Genomic DNA, 16,574 nt, shown 5'->3' on the forward strand with positions numbered 1-16,574 from the left:
CTCAGCTGTCGGGATCATTCAGGCCTTTTTCAGAAATTCGGTGCGCAGTACCAGGCCCTTGATCTTTTCGACCCGGCATTCGACTTCGTCGGGATTGCCGGTGAGCCTGATGCCCTTGACCATGGTGCCGCGCTTGAGGGTGGAGGAGGTGCCCTTGACCTTGAGATCCTTGATCAGGGTGACATTGTCGCCGTCAGCCAGCACTGCGCCATTGGAATCCCGGGTTTCGTCGCTCATCTCGTGTGCCTTTCCTGTTGATAGGACAGCGGTCTAGCGCGTGGAAAAGATTCGGGGAAGGGTGTCAGGTCCGATTGCGGCGCTGGTGATGTTTCCCGATGGGGCGATTTCCGACCCCGCATGAGCGGCGGCGGTGGGGTTTGCGGCATCACCAAGCGGGCAATATGGAAATAGTCTGGGTCAAAACAGCCCGATGGGGTTGTATAAATGCCCCTGAAGCGGCAAATACCATATGTACCGCCTTTTCAGGCGGCTTGCCGCATTGGCACAACTCCCAACCAAGGACGAATTTCGTTTGAAAAAGCAAGTACGCACCACCTTCACCGACCGCCGTGAGGATGCCATGGAAGCCAAGAAAAAGCTTCTGGAGAAACTCAAGGCTGCGCCGAAGGCGGACGATCCCGAAGTTATCGCGCGACGCGCCGAACGCGAGGCTTTGGTCAAAGCGCGCGAAATCCGCCACGCCGAACGCGTGCGCCTGAAGATCGAAGAAGAAGAACGCCAGGCGGTGGTTGCCGCTGCCGAAGCGGAAGCCGCCTATGCGGCCGAACATGCGGAACGACTGGCCCGCGAGGCGGACGAAAAGGCACGCGCCGAGCGCGCCGTCGCCGATATGGCTGCCATGAAGGAAAAGCGCGACAAGCGCTATGCTGCGCGCAAAGCCAGGTAGTTTTCGCTGTGCCCGGCCTCCTGCCGGGCAAAAGCCGCGCTCGCGCGAATTGTTTCGGATTGCGCCCGCCCCCTCACCAACAAAATTTGCGACTTAGCCTGCGGCTAAGATCGCGACTTTGTGTCCTCTTCCACCAGGGGCGAGGAGAGAGCGACGAGCTTTCCGCGATTTGGCCTCTCCCCGTTGTGGAAGAGGAAGCAATTTCAGCATTTAGCGCAAGCTAAGCGCTAGAAATTGCAGGTGAGGGGAATGCCGAAATTCCCGATTCCCACCCCAACGACACGGCCAAAATCCGCGCGTGACATCGTCACCGACGGTGTGAGTTTTCGTGGCCCGGTGGCTGTCGGTGACAGGCCGGAATGCGGGGCGCGCGCGGCGTGCCCTGATGGAGACATGGGTTTGGCTTTTGGCCGCTCGCGCGGCGCCCCGCCGGTGTCGGACCCGATGCCTTCCGGGCGCCGGGTGGTTCCGGAATTGATCACGATCACACGTGGCGGACGGTCGTTATTGTTGGGCGGCCCGCGCCGCCGAACCCGTCCTTCCCGGATGCCTTCAGGCTTTACACCATAAAGCATGCGGGCCTGCCGGCCGCTGACACGGGTCAACGCGGTTTCCGGCACCGGCACGACGGTCTCTGGAGAGGTTCGCGCCGGGATGTCGATCAGCAATCCCTCCGGCCTGTGCGGTTCGGCTCCGCGCGGACCGGATCTGCCGACCTTCGCCGCTCCGGGGTCCGTGGTCCCGAAACATCCGATCTGGCGAAGGCGAGATGAGTGTCGCACGGGTGGGCGGCGTGGGGATAAGATTGGGGCGGATTTTGGGCAAGTGGCTGGAATTGCTGGCGATGGGGGTGGCGTTTTTGCACGGGGTGGTGCTTGCTGGTGCTTTATGATCCCCGATCACCGTCATGCCGGACCCCGATCCGGCATCCCGCGGCGAGCGTCCGCGAGCCGGGAGACGCTTTGGTGTCCGTGTGTCTGAAGGAGACTCTCACCGCGCCGACGCGCGGTGGCTGGATCGGGGCCCTAGGCCGGGATGACGGAGTGGTGTGGGATCACGGAATGGATCCTAGGGTCGTGGCCCTAGGGTGACGAAGTGAGCGGGGGGTGATCGCCTATGCATCATCTGCCCGGTGGTTTCGGCACAACCCAACCGTCGTCATCCTCGGCCACCGAGCCGAGGATCCATTCCGTGATGTCGCCAGTTGCGGTATCATCTGCCGATGACGGGGTATGTCTACATGCTCGCCAGCCGGAAGGGCGGGACGATCTATATCGGCGTGACCAATGATCTGGGGCGGCGAATTCCCGAGCATACGGCTGGGACCGGCTCGCGCTTCACCAGCCGTTACGGTGTGCGGCGGCTTGTCTGGTATGAAGAGCATTTTGACATTGGTGTTGCCATCCAGCGCGAAAAATCGCTCAAGCGCTGGCCGCGGCAGTGGAAGATCGATCTGATTGAAGAGACCAATCCGGACTGGTTTGAACTGTTTCGCGGCACCGGGTGGTGATGGGCCGGTGCTATTGGGATCGTGCCATGCGATGGGTCTTGCGGTGATGTGGTGCAGTCGGGATGGCAGCGATGAGGTGAGATTTCGCAAACGAGTTGAGATCACGGAATGGATCCTAGGGTCGGGGCCCTAGGATGACGAAGTGTGGGTGGCGTCTCGGCGCCATATGACTATAGTCCTGGCTCACTCTTCCCGTCGTCATCCTCGGCCTCCGAGCCGAGGATCCATTCAGAGATGGTGCAGCCTGTCTCTATCAGCAACTATTCGCCATCGCGTTTCTTCACTGCTTCGCGGGGGCCTTCAGGCAGCTTTTCAAACAGTTCGTCAATTTTCTTGGGTTGGGAAATCATAGCCGTCGTGATGACATCAATGAGCTTGAATAGCTCTAAGACTGTCTCATCATTGTCAGCAAAGTTGATTTCTCCTGGGTGTACGGCCCCGTTTCCAACAATGCGCACTATATCGAGCGCTTTTGTTATGCGGGGATCTAAGCCCTTCTTAACAAGAGACCCGATATCGTCATTGATGTTTTTACCTTTTTCGCCCAATTCAATACATAGTTGCTGCATTGCAAGTCGTAGCATCGCTGCGGCACAACGGGCTGATTTTGGGTAGACGTTTCGGGCTTCTTCGAGGAACGGTAAAACTGAATCCGGGCAATCTTCATTGAATCCAATTTCCATACTTGTTTCCGGAAAAAGAATTTTGTCGTAGAGCCAAATTGAAAATTTACTGCAATAATAGTAATTACCCACCCCTGAATTTATGATTTCGGGCCTTGATGTCGGCCTACGCCAAGACGGATGCGATAACCTGGAAGGGATTTGCGCCTTTAAGGCGGGCGGTATCGACGGTTGTGCGTACATCCGCCTCGGCTTGGGCGGCCCACATGGCGCGATATCCGTTTGTCACCTTTCGCTGAATGACCCATGGACGGAGCTTTCGCTCAGATGTGTTGTTGGTGACATCGACTTCTCCGGGATAGTCGCAAAACGTCAGCAGCTGATCGCGGGCCCGCCCGATCTTGGCCTGGAGCTTTTGGGCCAGGTCGCATGAAGTCGGGGCGCATAGAAGCCCGGCAAGCTGTTTATCGAATTTGCGCTTCTTGCTTGCGACGGTAGACGCAGCGAATGTGCTTATGGCTCTGGCGAAATCAAACACACGGCCAAACCAAAGCTGGAAGCGAAGAGGGAGATCATCCTCGCCATGTTCCAGCGCAAAGGCTGTATCACGCGCCAAATGTGCAAGGCAGGTTTGATGTCGATGGCCGTGAGATTGCTGGGCTGAATACCGATCAGATATCCATACCTCGGGGACATGGCCGCCCATGGTCTCGTGAACGACCCGTGCTGCACGGGAGTAATCGGGCTGGTGGACAACGGCATCCTTGCAATGAAAAACCCAGTGTTGGGCATTTGTGCCCTCAATACGCACACCGGTTTCGTCGCTGGCGACAACGCGGGCGGCTCGAAGGCTGGCCTTGGCGGCCTGTGCTGTGGCCTGGAAGCTCGGACGGGAGCGGGCAAACATGTTCATGATCGCGCCCTCGCTCGCATGGAGGCCGAAGATATCCATGAACACACCGCTCAGGCGTTCGTAAGACAATGCATGGAAACTCTTGAGGTAGATCGCCAGCGCGTGAATGCCTGGCCCGAACGGCGTTGCGGTTGCCACGGCAGGTGCGGTGGCTTTTGTCGTCGTGCCGCATTGCGAGCAATGACAGGAAAAACGCCGATGCCGGGTGACATGAGGACGGATCGCAGGAATATCGATCTCGTCATAGGCCCCGGCCAGCACCATCGTATCATCACCGGAAAACGCATGGCCGCATCTCTTGCAGGCGGTCGGTTCATGATCGCGAAACATGTCGGCAAAATCCGCCAGCACCCTATTGTGGGGTTCATGCCCGGGCTTGGCTCCACCCGGTCGTGAGTTGACGCGTTTCTCTTTCTTGTCCGTAGAGGGCGGCTTGGAAGACGTCCGAGAATCCTTGGCAGGCCGTTGGAGCCGAAGCACCATCTCGATCAATTCGTCCTTGCTCAGCTGCTGCAAATCAGTCCGATCCATATCATCATGGATTCAGACATTGTGGTGCATGGCAAGGGGGTGGGTAATTACCAATAATAGCATTTTGAGAAGGTAATATTATGTATTTTTCTATGGTTTTCCCATTGGTTGTCTTCAAATGTGATCGGTATTCTTTTTAATATGCCTGTGTAGTAATTTTTTAGTTTTCTCTTTTTCTCTTCGTCTTCTATGGATTTTTCGACTCTCTCCAAAACATCGTCAACTGGAACCCAGGGGTTATGACCTTTTGCACATTGATTTATACCTGAAAAATACCATGTTTGATGAGCAAGGGCGCCGCAGTTGGGGCACGAGAAAGCTTCTTTTCCAAGTGTTGGAATAATATATCCGCTCTTCACTTTCATATCCCCAATTCAAAACCCCGCAGTGAACCAAATCACCGCGGGGCTACCTTATCTCAGTTCAAGCAAGTGAAAAGCAGCGTTGCTACTTATCCCTGTATTCCTCAGCTGCACCCACTCGTGCTTCCACACGTGTCGCACTTCTCGCAGGTGCCGTTCCGGACCATGGTAAAGTTCTGGCACTCGGTGCACATGTTGCCGGTGTAACCCTGCATCAGCGATTTGGCGCGGCGGTCGGCGGCCTTGGCCTTGGCGTCGCGGGCAGCGTCGGCGGCGATGTCGGAGAACAGTTCGGTGGCGTCATTCTCGACCAGGTCGATTTCGGCGGCCAGCACCTCGGCGCGTTCCTCGTAATCGCGCTTGAAGGCGACGGCGGTGTCACCGCTGACGGCCTCCGGTTCGGATTTGACCGCCAGGTTTCCGGTGCCCTTGCCGGCGAAGGAGGCAGTGATCACCGAAGCGCCGGACGGCGTTGCCTTGGCGGGCGCAGCCTTGGCAGGGGCGGCTGCCTGGCCCTTGGGCTCGGCGGTGCCGACACTGCCGCCGACACTGGCGTTACCAGTGGCACTGGCGCTGTTGACGACTTTCAGCGATGCGCCGCGGGTCAGACCCTTGGAGAACGGCTGTGCCTTGCCCTCGGAAATGCCCTTGCCGAGCGCGGTGTTGCCGAAGTCGCTCGTGTCGACATGGGCCAGATCATGACGCGCCAGATAGGAGACGGCCAGCTCGCGGAAGATGTAGTCGAGGATCGAGGTGGCGTTCTTGATGGCGTCGTTGCCCTGAACGATGCCGGCCGGTTCGAACTTTGTGAAGGTGAAGGCCTCGACATATTCCTCGAGCGGCACGCCATATTGCAGGCCGAGCGAGATGGCGATGGCGAAATTGTTCATCATCGCCCGGAAGGCAGCGCCTTCCTTGTGCATGTCGATGAAGATCTCGCCGATACGGCCGTCGTCGAATTCGCCGGTGCGGAGATAGACCTTGTGGCCGCCGATGACGGCTTTCTGGGTGTAGCCCTTGCGGCGGTTGGGCAGCTTTTCGCGGTCGCGGTAGAGCCGGTCGACAACGCGCTCGACGATCTTTTCGGTGACAGTGACGGCCTGGGCGGCAGCCGGCATGGCGACCAGCGCCTCGATGGCGTCATCCTCGTCCTCATCATCCTCGATCAGCGAGGAATTGAGCGGCTGGGACAGTTTCGAGCCGTCGCGGTAGAGCGCGTTGGCCTTCAGTGCCAGTTTCCACGACAGCATATAGGCGTTCTTGCAATCATCGACGGTGGCGTCATTGGCCATGTTGATGGTTTTCGAGATGGCGCCGGAGATGAACGGCTGTGCTGCCGCCATCATGCGGATGTGGCTGTCGACCGACAGGTAGCGCTTGCCGACCTTGCCGCATGGATTGGCGCAATCAAACACCGGATAGTGCTCGAGCTTGAGGTGCGGAGCGCCTTCCAGCGTCATGGCGCCACAAACATGGATGTTGGCGGCTTCGATGTCCTTCTTGGCAAATCCGATGGCCGAGAGCATGTCGAAGGAGAAATCGTTCATCTGCTCGTCGGTGAGGCCGAGGACGTCCTTGCAGAACTGTTCGCCCAGCGTCCACTTGTTGAAGACGAACTTGATGTCGAAGGCAGCCTTGGTGGCGCCGTTGATGGTTTCAATCTGCGTGTCGGTAAAGCCCTTGGCCTTGAGCGAGCCGGGATTGATGGCAGGCGCCTGGTTGATGTTGCCGTGACCGATCGCATAGGCCTCGATCTCGGCCAGCTGGGCTTCGGAATAGCCGAGAGTCCGCAGTGCTTCTGGCACCGCGTTGTTGATGATCTTGAAGTAGCCGCCGCCGGCGAGCTTCTTGAACTTGACCAGCGCGAAATCGGGTTCGATGCCGGTGGTGTCGCAATCCATCACCAGACCGATGGTGCCGGTCGGTGCAATGACTGTGGCCTGTGCGTTGCGGTAGCCGTGCTTTTCACCCAGCGCAAGCGCCTTGTCCCAGGCAGCCGTGGCGTGGGTGATCAGGTCCTGGTCCGGGCATTCGTCATGGATCAGCGCGACGGGATTGACCGACAGGTTCTCGTAGCCGGTCGACTTGCCATGGGCCGCGAGGCGGTGATTGCGGATCACCCGCAGCATGTTCTTCTTGTTTTCCTTGTAGCCCGGGAAAGTGCCGATCTCGCCGGCCATTTCCGCCGATGTGGCATAGGCCACGCCGGTCATGATCGCTGTCAGCGCGCCGCAGATGGCGCGGCCTTCCTTGGAATCGTAAGGAATGCCGGTGGTCATCAGCAACCCGCCGATATTGGCGTAGCCGAGACCGAGCGTGCGGTACTTGTAGGAGCGTTCGGCGATCTGGTGGGAGGGAAACTGCGCCATCATCACCGAGACTTCGAGAACGATGGTCCAGAGCCGGACAGCGTGCTCGTAATCGGCAATGTCGATGCGCTTGGTGCCGGCGTCCTTGAACTGCAGCAGGTTGAGCGAGGCCAGGTTGCAGGCGGTGTCGTCGAGGAACATGTATTCCGAGCACGGGTTGGAGGCGCGGATCGGGCCTTCAGCCGGGCAGGTGTGCCAGTCGTTCATGGTGGTGTTGAAATGCAGGCCGGGATCGGCCGAGGCCCAGGCGGCATGGCCGATCTGTTCCCACAGGTCACGGGCCTTGAGCGTCTTCATCACCTTGCCGTCCTTGCGGGCAGTCAGGTTCCAGTCGCCGTCGGTTTCGACAGCCTGAAGGAAGTCGTCCTTGACCGAGACAGAGTTGTTGGAGTTCTGGCCCGATACCGTGAGGTAGGCTTCAGAATCCCAGTCGGTGTCATAGGTCTTGAATTCAATGTCGGTGTAGCCCTGGCGGGCAAACTGGATGACGCGCTTGACGTAGTTTTCAGGCACCTGGTTCTTCTTGGCAGCCTTGATCTCGCGCTTGAGAGCCGGGTTCTGCTTGGGGTCGAAGCAGGCGTCATTGTCGGCTTCGCAATTGATGCAGGCCTTCATGATGGCGGTGAGGTGGCCGGCAACGATTTTCGAGCCGGTGACCAGAGCTGCAACCTTCTGCTCTTCCTTGACCTTCCAGTTGATATAGGCCTCGATATCTGGGTGATCGGCATCGACCACAACCATCTTGGCGGCGCGGCGGGTGGTGCCGCCCGACTTGATGGCGCCGGCTGCGCGGTCGCCGATCTTGAGGAAGCTCATCAGGCCCGACGATTTGCCGCCGCCCGAGAGCTTTTCGCCTTCGCCGCGAAGATAGGAGAAGTTGGAACCGGTGCCGGAGCCATATTTGAACAGGCGGGCTTCACGCACCCACAGATCCATGATGCCGTTCTCGTTGACGAGATCGTCCTCGACCGACTGGATGAAGCAGGCATGCGGCTGCGGGTGCTCGTAGGAGGACTTTGATTTGGTCAGCTTGCCGGTGAAGGGGTCGACATAGAAGTGGCCCTGGCCGGGTCCGTCGATACCGTAGGCCCAGTGCAGGCCGGTGTTGAACCACTGTGGGCTGTTGGGCGCAACGCGCTGGGTGGCGAGCATGTAGGCCAGCTCGTCCATGAAGGCGCGGGCGTCATCTTCGGAGGTGAAGTAGCCGCCTTTCCAGCCCCAATAGGTCCAGGTGCCGGCGAGCCGGTCAAAGACCTGGCGGGCATCGGTTTCCGAGCCGTAACGCTCGTCCTCGGGCAGTTCGGCAAGGGCTGTTTCATCAGCCACCGAACGCCACAGCCAGGACGGCACCGAATTTTCTTCGACCTTCTTGAGACGCGCGGGAACGCCGGCCTTGCGGAAATATTTCTGGGCGAGGATGTCGGCTGCAACCTGGCTGAACTGGACCGGCACATCGATGTCGGCGAGACGGAACACGATCGAACCGTCCGGGTTCCGGATTTCACTGGTCGCCTTGCGGAATTCAATTTCTGCGTAGGCTGACTGGCCGTCTTTGGTGAACCGACGTTCGATGCGCATGGTAGTCCTCTTTATCAAATTCGAAGCCGGGCGCAGTCCTTGCGTCACGACAATAGCTTTTCCGCAGGCTGCGCACTCATTGCGCAGCCGGTTGTTCTACTCGGTCACATAGTGTGATTCCCGTGGTTGAGAATCCTGTATCTTGTGGTCAGGGTGGCTGCAAACACTAAATATAGTATTAACAGGTTCTTACTGCCAGCCCTATTTTTGCGTCCCAATGAGATTAATCCGGGATCAAAACGCAGTTTTCCGCTCCCTACGCATTTCCGCGCAGAGCCAGATGTCTTGAAACAAAATACTCAGGAATTGACTGGCCTCGAAACATTCCAGCCACGCCGCCGCCGCAACGTTTGTCCTATAAGCATCGACTCGGGTGGGTGCGTCAAGGGCTTGTCCGTGACGGATTTACGTCCACTATATCTTGTGGTTGCAGATTGTGGAAAACGAGGAAAAACCCTGTTTCTGCAACTCAGGCCATTGCTGATTGAGAAACCGCAGAATTGCGGGGCTGGAGACGAAGCGGCGGCTTTTGAACGGCCGGTGAATCGGTCAGAGCGGATTTTCGATCGACAAATTCCGGGTAAAATTTCGATGGAACGGTATCGGACTAAAAATTGCTTCAGGCGGCCTTGAGATACACGAACGCCTCGCGAATCACGTCCTTGAGGCCGTCTTCGCCAACAAGCCCGATCGCGACGGAGACCGGAAACCATTTGCGCCGCCGCTGGCCTCTTTCGGGCCAGATGTTGCCCTCTTCGAGAAGCCTGACCAGGTAGACATCGACATCGCAGATGGCATCGCCACGTCGCGGTCTCTGCTTGATATAGCGGTAATGTCCGACCGGCCCGCCGGGAAGGACCTTGCCGATGATGCCGGCTTCTTCCCAGGTCTCGCGGATTGCCGCAGTCGGGCCGTCTTCGCCCTTTTCGATCCAGCCCTTCGGGACGATCCATCGTCCGGTATCCCGGCTGGTGATCAGCAGAAGCTCGCGAGAATCGCCCGACCCACGAAAAACCGCAGCCGCGGCCTGCCGCTTCGGCTTTCCGCCAATGCGGTTTTCACCGGGATGCCTGAACAGATCAAGCAACCGTCTGATGCGGTCAAATGCGGTCATGTTTAGCGATTCGCCTCCTGTGACAGTCTTTGCACAAGATTATGACCAATTTGATGCATTTTCGCGCCGTGCGATGAACCGGATGCTTTCGGGTGGCTCAATGTGGTTGCTCGGTCATGTTTACCGCGAACACGCTTTGCCGTTCCGGTCGGCAGGGTAGTTGGGTCAAAACTCACCAATCTCAGTTTTTGCCGGACGGTGCCTGGTCAGAAGTCATCCCATCCCTGGTTCACGGCCAATGCTGTGCTGCCATGAGCACCGCGAACAAGGCGGCTGTGCCGTTCGGGCGTCGGCACCGGCTTGACTGCCGCAGACGGGGAGGGCGCAGGCCGGGTGTCTTTGGTGCTGTCGGGTCGGGCGATCTCACTGACGCTGAAGACCGCCAGTTTGGTGACCAGCCCGTCGGCATTGGCGGCCAGGCGATGGATCGACATGGTGGTATCGGACACAAGAGCGGTGTTTTGCTGCGTGGTCTTGTCCATGTTGACGACGGCTGAGTTTATTTCCGAAATGTCGTTTGCCTGATCCCGGGCGGAATCAACGATCTTGGAGATGTGGTCATTGATGGTCGTTACCTGGGTGCCAATCGAGCGAAGCGCCTGGCCGGTCTGGTTTACCAGCGTTACGCCGCGGCTGACCTGGGTGGAGGAGGTCTCGACCAGCGCATTGATTTCCTTGGCGGCACTTGCCGAACGCTGGGCCAGTTCACGCACTTCCTGGGCGACCACCGCGAAACCTCTTCCCGCATCGCCGGCGCGGGCTGCTTCGACACCGGCATTGAGTGCAAGAAGGTTGGTCTGAAATGCAATGCCGTCGATCACGCTGATGATCTGACCGATCTGGCGCGACGAATTCTCGATCTCGGTCATGGCATTTACGGCCTTCGACACGATTTCTTCGGACCCGGAGGCGCTTCTGGTCGCTGCATCGACAAGCTGACCGGCTTCGCCTGCCCGGGTGAAAGCGGTCTGGACATTGCCGGTGATCCGGCCAATCGCTGCTGCTGTCTGTTCAAGTGAGACAGCCTGCTGTTCGGTGCGCTGAGACATGTTTTCGGCATCGGCGCTGAGGTCATTTGATCCCTGGCGCATTTCCAGGGCAGAGCGGCTGAGGCCTGCGACCAGTTGGTCAAGCGATTCCATGGAGGAGTTGAAGTCGCCTCTGAGTTTGTCGAAAGAACCGTCAAAGCTGTCCGTGAGGCGGAAACGAAGGTCTCCCTGAGCCAGTTGGTGAAGTCCGCGACCGAGCGCCTCCATGGCTGTATGCAGGCGTTCATTGTCGTCTCTGCGCTCGGTTTCACGTCGCTTGGAATCGTCAAGGTTCTGTTGCTGAGCCAGTTCGGCCTTGCGCGACATTTCTGCGGCTTCGTCGGTGGCCAGGCGGGTTTCGTGGATCGCCTTGTCATTTTGGGCAAAGGCATTGGCGAGCGAATGGCCCAATGCCACCAGTGCGCCTGCCTCAACCACAAGAATCACGGCATGAAGTGCCACGCGGCTGAGATCGGCGGTGCCTGGAAATACCGCGGCGGGCAGCACATAAAACAAGACAAGATGATGGACAGCGGTAAACAGCGCGAATGCAAGTGTCGATCGCCAATTGACCCACGCGGCGCAGATTGCCAGGCTGGCAAAAAAGTACATGTGGATATCGATCTGCAGCGGCGATCCGGAAAAGGCGTAGACCAGCAATGCAACGCTGGCAGCGTGGGCAAGTGCGGTCGAGATCTGTGTGGCGGCGCCAATACGGTCATGCCACCAGGTCAGTGTCGCGGCAGTCGCAATGGCGCCGCCGCCGCCGAGAACGACGACAGGGTCGGCGTCCATACCCCACCAGTAACGAAGCGCCATCAGGCCGAGATTGATCCAGAGAAGCGAGACGATTGCAACAGCTGCCTGGCTGCGGAGCGTGATCATGTAGTTCATGTTGAAGGTGTGCTCCTGCACAGGAAGCTGAGGCTGCCGTCGAGAACCAGCATTGCGCCGGACTGGAACAACCGGAAGGCAAACCATGGTTGGTCAGATTGGGCGATGACGGCATAGGACTTGCCGGTGCCATTGAGGACTGATCCACCCGCGGCAGCAATCACCTCGAGGACACGGCCCGGTTCGCTCCAGGGCGGAACAAATACCACTGCCTTGCCCTGCCTTGGGGTGACCACGGCGGCTGTCAAAACAATGAGAATGACCGCGAGATTGAGGCCGACAATACGAAATTGCCGACCCGGGCTCGCCGATGGTTGTGTGGATGGCTGTATGAGCATGTTCATGGCGCCGGTCTGGATGGAAAAGTCTGATCCGCATCAGTGGCACGAAGTGGCATAAAGTAAGGTTAACGAGAATCTATAAAATTCCGAGAATATCGGCGCAAATCCCTTGTGCTTGCGGTTTGATTGCCAATCGCGAGGCCAATCGAAAGCAGATCAGGGGAGGTGTCGACCAGCGACAATCTGAGCAGCCGACCGTCCAGCCCGGTCCAGCTGTTTTAGCGTGGACCGGGTGGTCTCAGCAGTGCTGACGGATACCGGACTGCCGGTTCAGCCGCGGGAATCCTTGGCGATCGGCTCAACATAGGCAAAGCCCATGTCCCAGGGGAAATAGATCCAGGTGTCCTGACTGACTTCGGTGACAAAGGTGTCGACCAGCGGCCGGCCTTTTGGTTTGGCGTAGACGGTGGCGAAATGCGCTTTTGGCAGCATCGCCCGGACGATGGCTGCAGTCTTGCCGGTATCGGTCAGGTCATCGACGATGAGGACGCCTTCGCCTTCAGTCTCGAGAATATCGGCGTTGATCTCCTTGAGCACCTTCATGTCGCCCTGGTTGACGTAGTCATGATAGGACGCGACCGAGACGGTATCGATCCGCCGGATATCGAGTTCGCGGGAAATGATGGCCGCCGGAACCAGCCCGCCACGGGTGATGCAGACGATCGCGTTCCAGGCATGGCCGGTGCCGCTCAACCGCCAGGCAAGCGCCCGGGCATCGCGATGAAACTGGTCCCAGGAGACGGGAAAGGCTTTGTCTGGAAGGGACATGGCTGACTTCCTTGGGTTTGCGGGCGGCCCCATCGGCTGCTGTTTCAAACTTAAGCGCCGCAAATAGCCGGAATCCGGTGTCAAACGCAAGAGAGCACAAATCTGCGGATTGTGGCAGACCTGCTGGAATCGGGTGTCTCGTGGCGCGGGGACATGAAAACATGTTCAGGCCCCCATTCCGGAGATCGATGACATGACCCTGTTTCTCATCACCCTGCTGGCGTTCCTGCTGCCTCTGGCCTACAGCCCCGGACCCGGCAATCTGTTTTTTGCCGCGCTTGGCGCGCGCTTCGGTTTTGCCGCCACGCTTCCGGCCAATGCCGGTTATCATGTTGCGACACTTGTCGTTACAGCGCTCGCCGGTGCGGGACTGGTTTCGGTGATAGATCCGGATTCGCCGCTTTTCTCAGCTGTCAAAACAGCCGGGTCGTTTTATGTGCTGTGGCTGGCATGGAAGATGGCGCAAGCGGGCAAGGCGCCAGAGGATGTAGAGGACCGCAAGGCAGGTTTTTTCGATGGTGTGTCCTTGCTCATCCTCAACCCCAAGGCCTATGTGATCATTCTCCTGATGTTTTCACAGTTTTCGGGCTCTGGCCCGGCAGGCATGATCGAAAAGGTCGCGCTGATTACGCTGGTTTTCACCCTGAACAACTTGCTGGCCTTTGCCTTGTGGTCGCTGGCCGGCGATGGCCTGGGCCGGTTGTTTCGCAGTGAGACCGGAGCGCGACGGCTCAATCGGATCTTTGCCGCCGTGCTTGCCGGTGTGGCAGTGTGGATGATGCTTGGCTGAGGGGCGCGCGGCAATGGCATGCCGCGCGCGCGTTTGACGCTTATCGCGACATCAGCACCGGAACCGGCGAGTTTTCCAAGAAGGCGCGGGTGACGCCGCCAAACAACCATTCCCGCAGACGCTGGTGGGTGTAGGCACCCATGACAACCAGATCGGAATTGGTGGCGGCGACCTGGCTGGCTATGGCCTCGGCGGTTGACCCTGTTCCCTTGGAAACCGTGGTGATATTGACATGGATGCCGTGACGCGACAGGCAGCTGGCGATATCGGTGCCGGCAAGAGGCGCATCGATGTCAGGCAGTTTGTCGGGGTCGACGACAACGATGTTGACGGCCTCGGCGGCCTTGAGCAGGGGCAGGGCGTCCTGAGTGGCGCGGGCGGATTCACGCGATCCATCCCATGCGATGAGAATTCGCTTGATCGGTGAAGCGAGTTTGCCGTCTGACGGCAGGAACAGCACCGGACGTCCACCCTCAAACAACAGGGCTTCGACATTGGTTGCAATGTCTTCACCGGCGTCCCGGTTCGGCTGGCGTACGACCACCAGATCGGCGGTGCGGGCACTTGCCAGCGCCGAAATCGCACTGTCACCGCCGGGGGAGCGGACCGGTCGCCACTCATGTGACAGGCCTGCGAGATCGCATGCCTTGTCGAAGGCGTCGCCGACTTCGCGCATCCGGGTGTCGGCTTGCTCATACAGAGCGGCAATGGTGGCGGCATCCGGCACGTCGATGGGCGCGGAGAGGACAACAAACTGCGAAGGCTCGCCGTGGCAGCCAATCAGATGCACCTCCGTGCCGGCTGCGAAATCAGCTATCGCAGTGGTAACCGGAGTGACATCGGCCTGGGTTGCATAGACGGCGAGAATTGTATGGTAGGTCATAGTGTGCACTCCTTTGAAACGCCCGAACCGGCAATTGTCCAATGACAATGCTCTCTGCATCCTGAGCGCGCATTGATCCCAATCAAACCGCAGCAGCACCCATTTTCGATCCGACACTTGTCAGCATGGCCTCGACATCGCGTTTTGCCGCTGCAATTGCATCCTGGTTGCGGCTGCGGATGACGATCTCGGTGGAGAATTTTTTGCCGGAAAAGCGGGGATAGGAGCCGATATTGACGTCCGGGTGGGCCTTGGCGACAGCAGTCAGCGGGCCGCCGATGTCGCCCTCGCCATAGGGACAATCGACATTGTCGGAATAGACTTTTGCGCCGGATTTCAAGGTCGGCAAGACATTGTCGAGCATGGCCTGGAACACCGAAGGAACACCGGCCATGACATGGACATTGCCGATGATGAAGCCGGGCGCACGGCTGACCGGATTGTCGATATGGGTGGCTCCCACCGGCATGCGCGCCATGCGGCGGCGCGCTTCGGTGAATTCCATGCCGCGCTCGGCATAGTGCGCGCCAAGCAATTCGAGGGCTTTTGAATCGTGGGTGCAGGCGACCCCGAAGGCGCTAGCGACAGCGTCGGCGGTGATGTCGTCATGGGTCGGGCCGATGCCGCCCGAGGTGAAGACATAGTCGTAGCGGGACCGGAGCGCATTGAGCGCTTCGACGATGCGTGGCTGTTCGTCGGGGACGATGCGGACTTCCTCGAGATCGATGCCGGCGGCGGTCAGCAATTCGGCCAGATGACCGATGTTCTTGTCCTTGGTGCGGCCCGATAGCAATTCATCACCAATGGCGAGCGCCGCTGCGGTGACGGTCGGGGCAGGGGCTTGGCTCATGGTCATGGTCCTTTGTTGTGGTCATTTGAATAAACCGCTTTCCGGGTTCGGCGCAAGCAATGTCAGGAATTGGCAACCAGAGTGTTTTTGTGAACAATGCGTGCAGCATTTTCCGGGTTTCAGTGAACATCAAACTGCTTATGTGTCTGTCAGCATCCGCCGCTTTCGAGCGGCAAAATCAAAGGAGACGGACATGGCGAAAGTGCTGGTACTTTACTATTCGAGCTGGGGGCACATCGAGGCCATGGCGAAAGCGGCCGCTGAAGGCGCCAAGGCCGGTGGCGCAGAGGTCACACTCAAGCGGGTTCCGGAACTGGTTCCAGAAGCTGTTGCAAAGGCTTCGCATTACAAGATGGATCAGGACGCGCCGGTGGCCGATCCGGCTGAACTTGCAAATTATGACGGCATCATTTTTGCCACGCCGACCCGATATGGAATGATGGCGTCGCAGATGAAAAACTTCCTCGACCAGACCGGTGGTCTGTGGGCGTCGGGCGCGTTGATCGGCAAGGTGGGTTCGGTGATGACATCGTCGGCCACCCAGCATGGCGGTCAGGAATCCACCATTTTGAGCTTCCACACAGTGCTGCTGCATCATGGCATGCTGATTGCCGGCCTGCCTTATTCATTCGCCGGGCAGTCGGGCGTTGACGTGGTCAAGGGTGGATCGCCCTATGGCGCAACCACGATTGCCGATGGCGATGGATCGCGGCAGCCGTCTGACATCGAACTTGAGGGCGCCCGGGTCCAGGGCAAGCGGGTGGCGGAGATCGCTGCAAAGCTTGTCGCCTGACAGGTTTGCCTGCTGTTCAGCTTCGATCTGATCACAAAACGCCCCGTTGTTCATCACAACGGGGCGTTTTGATTATATGCCCAATCACCGCGTGGCTCTTGCCTGCGCGGCAATCGTCGGTTACCGAGTTTGTTGACGTGCGGACGTGGCGAAACTGGTAGACGCAAGGGACTTAAAATCCCTCGGCCGCAAGGCTATACGGGTTCGATTCCCGTCGTCCGCACCATCAGTTTTCGCGCGATGCGGCCGGTCCCCCATCGCGCGTGTTTTACTTTGTCTTGCCTAATGTCGGTATTGTGCTGAAGGGCATTGACGGAGAT

General features: G+C 58.7%; 16 protein-coding genes and 1 tRNA gene. 5 read left to right on the forward strand and 12 right to left on the reverse strand.

Going from position 1 to position 16,574, the window contains the following annotated elements; translation table 11 throughout:
* Window positions 1-18 precede the first annotated feature (18 nt).
* A complete protein-coding gene (locus IMCC20628_RS08335) occupies window positions 19-237 on the reverse strand; it encodes an alkylphosphonate utilization protein (RefSeq protein ID WP_047029839.1) in 219 nt (72 codons plus the stop codon).
* Between the two features lie 295 nt (window positions 238-532).
* On the opposite strand from IMCC20628_RS08335, the gene IMCC20628_RS08340 reads away from it, so the two are divergent.
* A complete protein-coding gene (locus IMCC20628_RS08340) occupies window positions 533-907 on the forward strand; it encodes a DUF6481 family protein (protein ID WP_280949429.1) in 375 nt (124 codons plus the stop codon).
* 227 nt (window positions 908-1,134) lie between these two features.
* On the opposite strand, the gene IMCC20628_RS08345 is transcribed toward IMCC20628_RS08340, so the two are convergent.
* Window positions 1,135-1,575, reverse strand: a complete 441-nt coding sequence (locus IMCC20628_RS08345; protein WP_047029840.1) for a hypothetical protein — start codon at window positions 1,573-1,575, stop codon at window positions 1,135-1,137.
* Window positions 1,576-2,129: 554 nt separating this feature from the next.
* Between IMCC20628_RS08345 and IMCC20628_RS08350 the strand changes: the two genes are divergently transcribed.
* Window positions 2,130-2,417, forward strand: coding sequence for a GIY-YIG nuclease family protein (locus IMCC20628_RS08350; RefSeq protein WP_047032387.1), 288 nt, complete (start codon window positions 2,130-2,132; stop codon window positions 2,415-2,417).
* Between the two features lie 260 nt (window positions 2,418-2,677).
* Here the strand turns inward: IMCC20628_RS08350 and IMCC20628_RS08355 are convergent, their stop codons facing one another.
* From IMCC20628_RS08355 to gpt, 8 genes are all read right to left on the reverse strand, one after another.
* Window positions 2,678-3,100: a DUF4145 domain-containing protein gene (locus IMCC20628_RS08355; RefSeq protein WP_052766354.1), complete on the reverse strand. Its 423-nt coding sequence runs from the start codon at window positions 3,098-3,100 to the stop codon at window positions 2,678-2,680.
* A gap of 106 nt (window positions 3,101-3,206) precedes the next feature.
* Window positions 3,207-4,484, reverse strand: coding sequence for an IS66 family transposase (locus IMCC20628_RS08360; RefSeq protein WP_047029489.1), 1,278 nt, complete (start codon window positions 4,482-4,484; stop codon window positions 3,207-3,209).
* Between the two features lie 47 nt (window positions 4,485-4,531).
* On the reverse strand, window positions 4,532-4,849 hold the full coding sequence (locus IMCC20628_RS25060) for a hypothetical protein (RefSeq protein ID WP_156174443.1): 318 nt from the start codon (window positions 4,847-4,849) through the stop codon (window positions 4,532-4,534).
* 101 nt (window positions 4,850-4,950) lie between these two features.
* The gene (locus IMCC20628_RS08365; RefSeq protein WP_047029841.1) at window positions 4,951-8,793 is read right to left on the reverse strand and encodes a vitamin B12-dependent ribonucleotide reductase; all 3,843 of its coding nucleotides are present in this window, start codon (window positions 8,791-8,793) and stop codon (window positions 4,951-4,953) included.
* Window positions 8,794-9,412: 619 nt separating this feature from the next.
* Window positions 9,413-9,907, reverse strand: coding sequence for an NUDIX hydrolase (locus tag IMCC20628_RS08370; protein WP_052766355.1), 495 nt, complete (start codon window positions 9,905-9,907; stop codon window positions 9,413-9,415).
* Window positions 9,908-10,113: 206 nt separating this feature from the next.
* Entirely contained in the window at window positions 10,114-11,829 is a 1,716-nt protein-coding gene (locus IMCC20628_RS08375; protein WP_047029842.1) for a methyl-accepting chemotaxis protein, read from the reverse strand.
* Complete coding sequence (locus IMCC20628_RS25395) at window positions 11,826-12,173, reverse strand: hypothetical protein (protein WP_047029843.1); 348 nt, start codon at window positions 12,171-12,173, stop codon at window positions 11,826-11,828. Before IMCC20628_RS25395 ends, IMCC20628_RS08375 begins: the two co-directional genes overlap by 4 nt.
* A 267-nt stretch (window positions 12,174-12,440) precedes the next feature.
* Window positions 12,441-12,938, reverse strand: coding sequence for a xanthine phosphoribosyltransferase (gene gpt / locus IMCC20628_RS08385; protein ID WP_047029844.1), 498 nt, complete (start codon window positions 12,936-12,938; stop codon window positions 12,441-12,443).
* 193 nt (window positions 12,939-13,131) lie between these two features.
* On the opposite strand from gpt, the gene IMCC20628_RS08390 reads away from it, so the two are divergent.
* The gene (locus tag IMCC20628_RS08390) at window positions 13,132-13,728 is read left to right on the forward strand and encodes a LysE family translocator (RefSeq protein WP_047029845.1); all 597 of its coding nucleotides are present in this window, start codon (window positions 13,132-13,134) and stop codon (window positions 13,726-13,728) included.
* 40 nt (window positions 13,729-13,768) lie between these two features.
* Here IMCC20628_RS08390 and IMCC20628_RS08395 read toward each other — a convergent pair whose 3' ends face one another.
* Window positions 13,769-14,611, reverse strand: a complete 843-nt coding sequence (locus IMCC20628_RS08395; RefSeq protein ID WP_047029846.1) for a universal stress protein — start codon at window positions 14,609-14,611, stop codon at window positions 13,769-13,771.
* Window positions 14,612-14,693: 82 nt separating this feature from the next.
* Window positions 14,694-15,461 (reverse strand): competence/damage-inducible protein A, encoded by a 768-nt coding sequence (locus IMCC20628_RS08400; protein ID WP_156174445.1) that lies wholly within the window; start codon window positions 15,459-15,461, stop codon window positions 14,694-14,696.
* A gap of 193 nt (window positions 15,462-15,654) precedes the next feature.
* On the opposite strand from IMCC20628_RS08400, the gene wrbA reads away from it, so the two are divergent.
* Window positions 15,655-16,254, forward strand: a complete 600-nt coding sequence (gene wrbA / locus IMCC20628_RS08405; RefSeq protein WP_047029848.1) for an NAD(P)H:quinone oxidoreductase — start codon at window positions 15,655-15,657, stop codon at window positions 16,252-16,254.
* Between the two features lie 139 nt (window positions 16,255-16,393).
* A tRNA-Leu gene (locus IMCC20628_RS08410) sits at window positions 16,394-16,480 on the forward strand.
* Window positions 16,481-16,574 lie beyond the last annotated feature (94 nt).

Source organism: Hoeflea sp. IMCC20628, assembly GCF_001011155.1.
GTDB lineage: Bacteria > Pseudomonadota > Alphaproteobacteria > Rhizobiales > Rhizobiaceae > Hoeflea.

Bases quoted from the DNA above. Each gene is read 5' to 3' on its own strand.
- IMCC20628_RS08335 (WP_047029839.1), bottom strand. From the start codon at position 237: ATGAGCGACGAAACCCGGGATTCCAATGGCGCAGTGCTGGCTGACGGC.
- IMCC20628_RS08350 (WP_047032387.1), top strand. From the start codon at position 2,130: ATGACGGGGTATGTCTACATGCTCGCCAGCCGGAAGGGCGGGACGATC.
- IMCC20628_RS08355 (WP_052766354.1), bottom strand. From the start codon at position 3,100: ATGGAAATTGGATTCAATGAAGATTGCCCGGATTCAGTTTTACCGTTC.
- IMCC20628_RS08360 (WP_047029489.1), bottom strand. From the start codon at position 4,484: ATGGATCGGACTGATTTGCAGCAGCTGAGCAAGGACGAATTGATCGAG.
- IMCC20628_RS25060 (WP_156174443.1), bottom strand. From the start codon at position 4,849: ATGAAAGTGAAGAGCGGATATATTATTCCAACACTTGGAAAAGAAGCT.
- IMCC20628_RS08365 (WP_047029841.1), bottom strand. From the start codon at position 8,793: ATGCGCATCGAACGTCGGTTCACCAAAGACGGCCAGTCAGCCTACGCA.
- IMCC20628_RS08370 (WP_052766355.1), bottom strand. From the start codon at position 9,907: ATGACCGCATTTGACCGCATCAGACGGTTGCTTGATCTGTTCAGGCAT.
- IMCC20628_RS08375 (WP_047029842.1), bottom strand. From the start codon at position 11,829: ATGAACTACATGATCACGCTCCGCAGCCAGGCAGCTGTTGCAATCGTC.
- IMCC20628_RS25395 (WP_047029843.1), bottom strand. From the start codon at position 12,173: ATGAACATGCTCATACAGCCATCCACACAACCATCGGCGAGCCCGGGT.
- gpt (WP_047029844.1), bottom strand. From the start codon at position 12,938: ATGTCCCTTCCAGACAAAGCCTTTCCCGTCTCCTGGGACCAGTTTCAT.
- IMCC20628_RS08390 (WP_047029845.1), top strand. From the start codon at position 13,132: ATGACCCTGTTTCTCATCACCCTGCTGGCGTTCCTGCTGCCTCTGGCC.
- IMCC20628_RS08395 (WP_047029846.1), bottom strand. From the start codon at position 14,611: ATGACCTACCATACAATTCTCGCCGTCTATGCAACCCAGGCCGATGTC.
- IMCC20628_RS08400 (WP_156174445.1), bottom strand. From the start codon at position 15,461: ATGAGCCAAGCCCCTGCCCCGACCGTCACCGCAGCGGCGCTCGCCATT.
- wrbA (WP_047029848.1), top strand. From the start codon at position 15,655: ATGGCGAAAGTGCTGGTACTTTACTATTCGAGCTGGGGGCACATCGAG.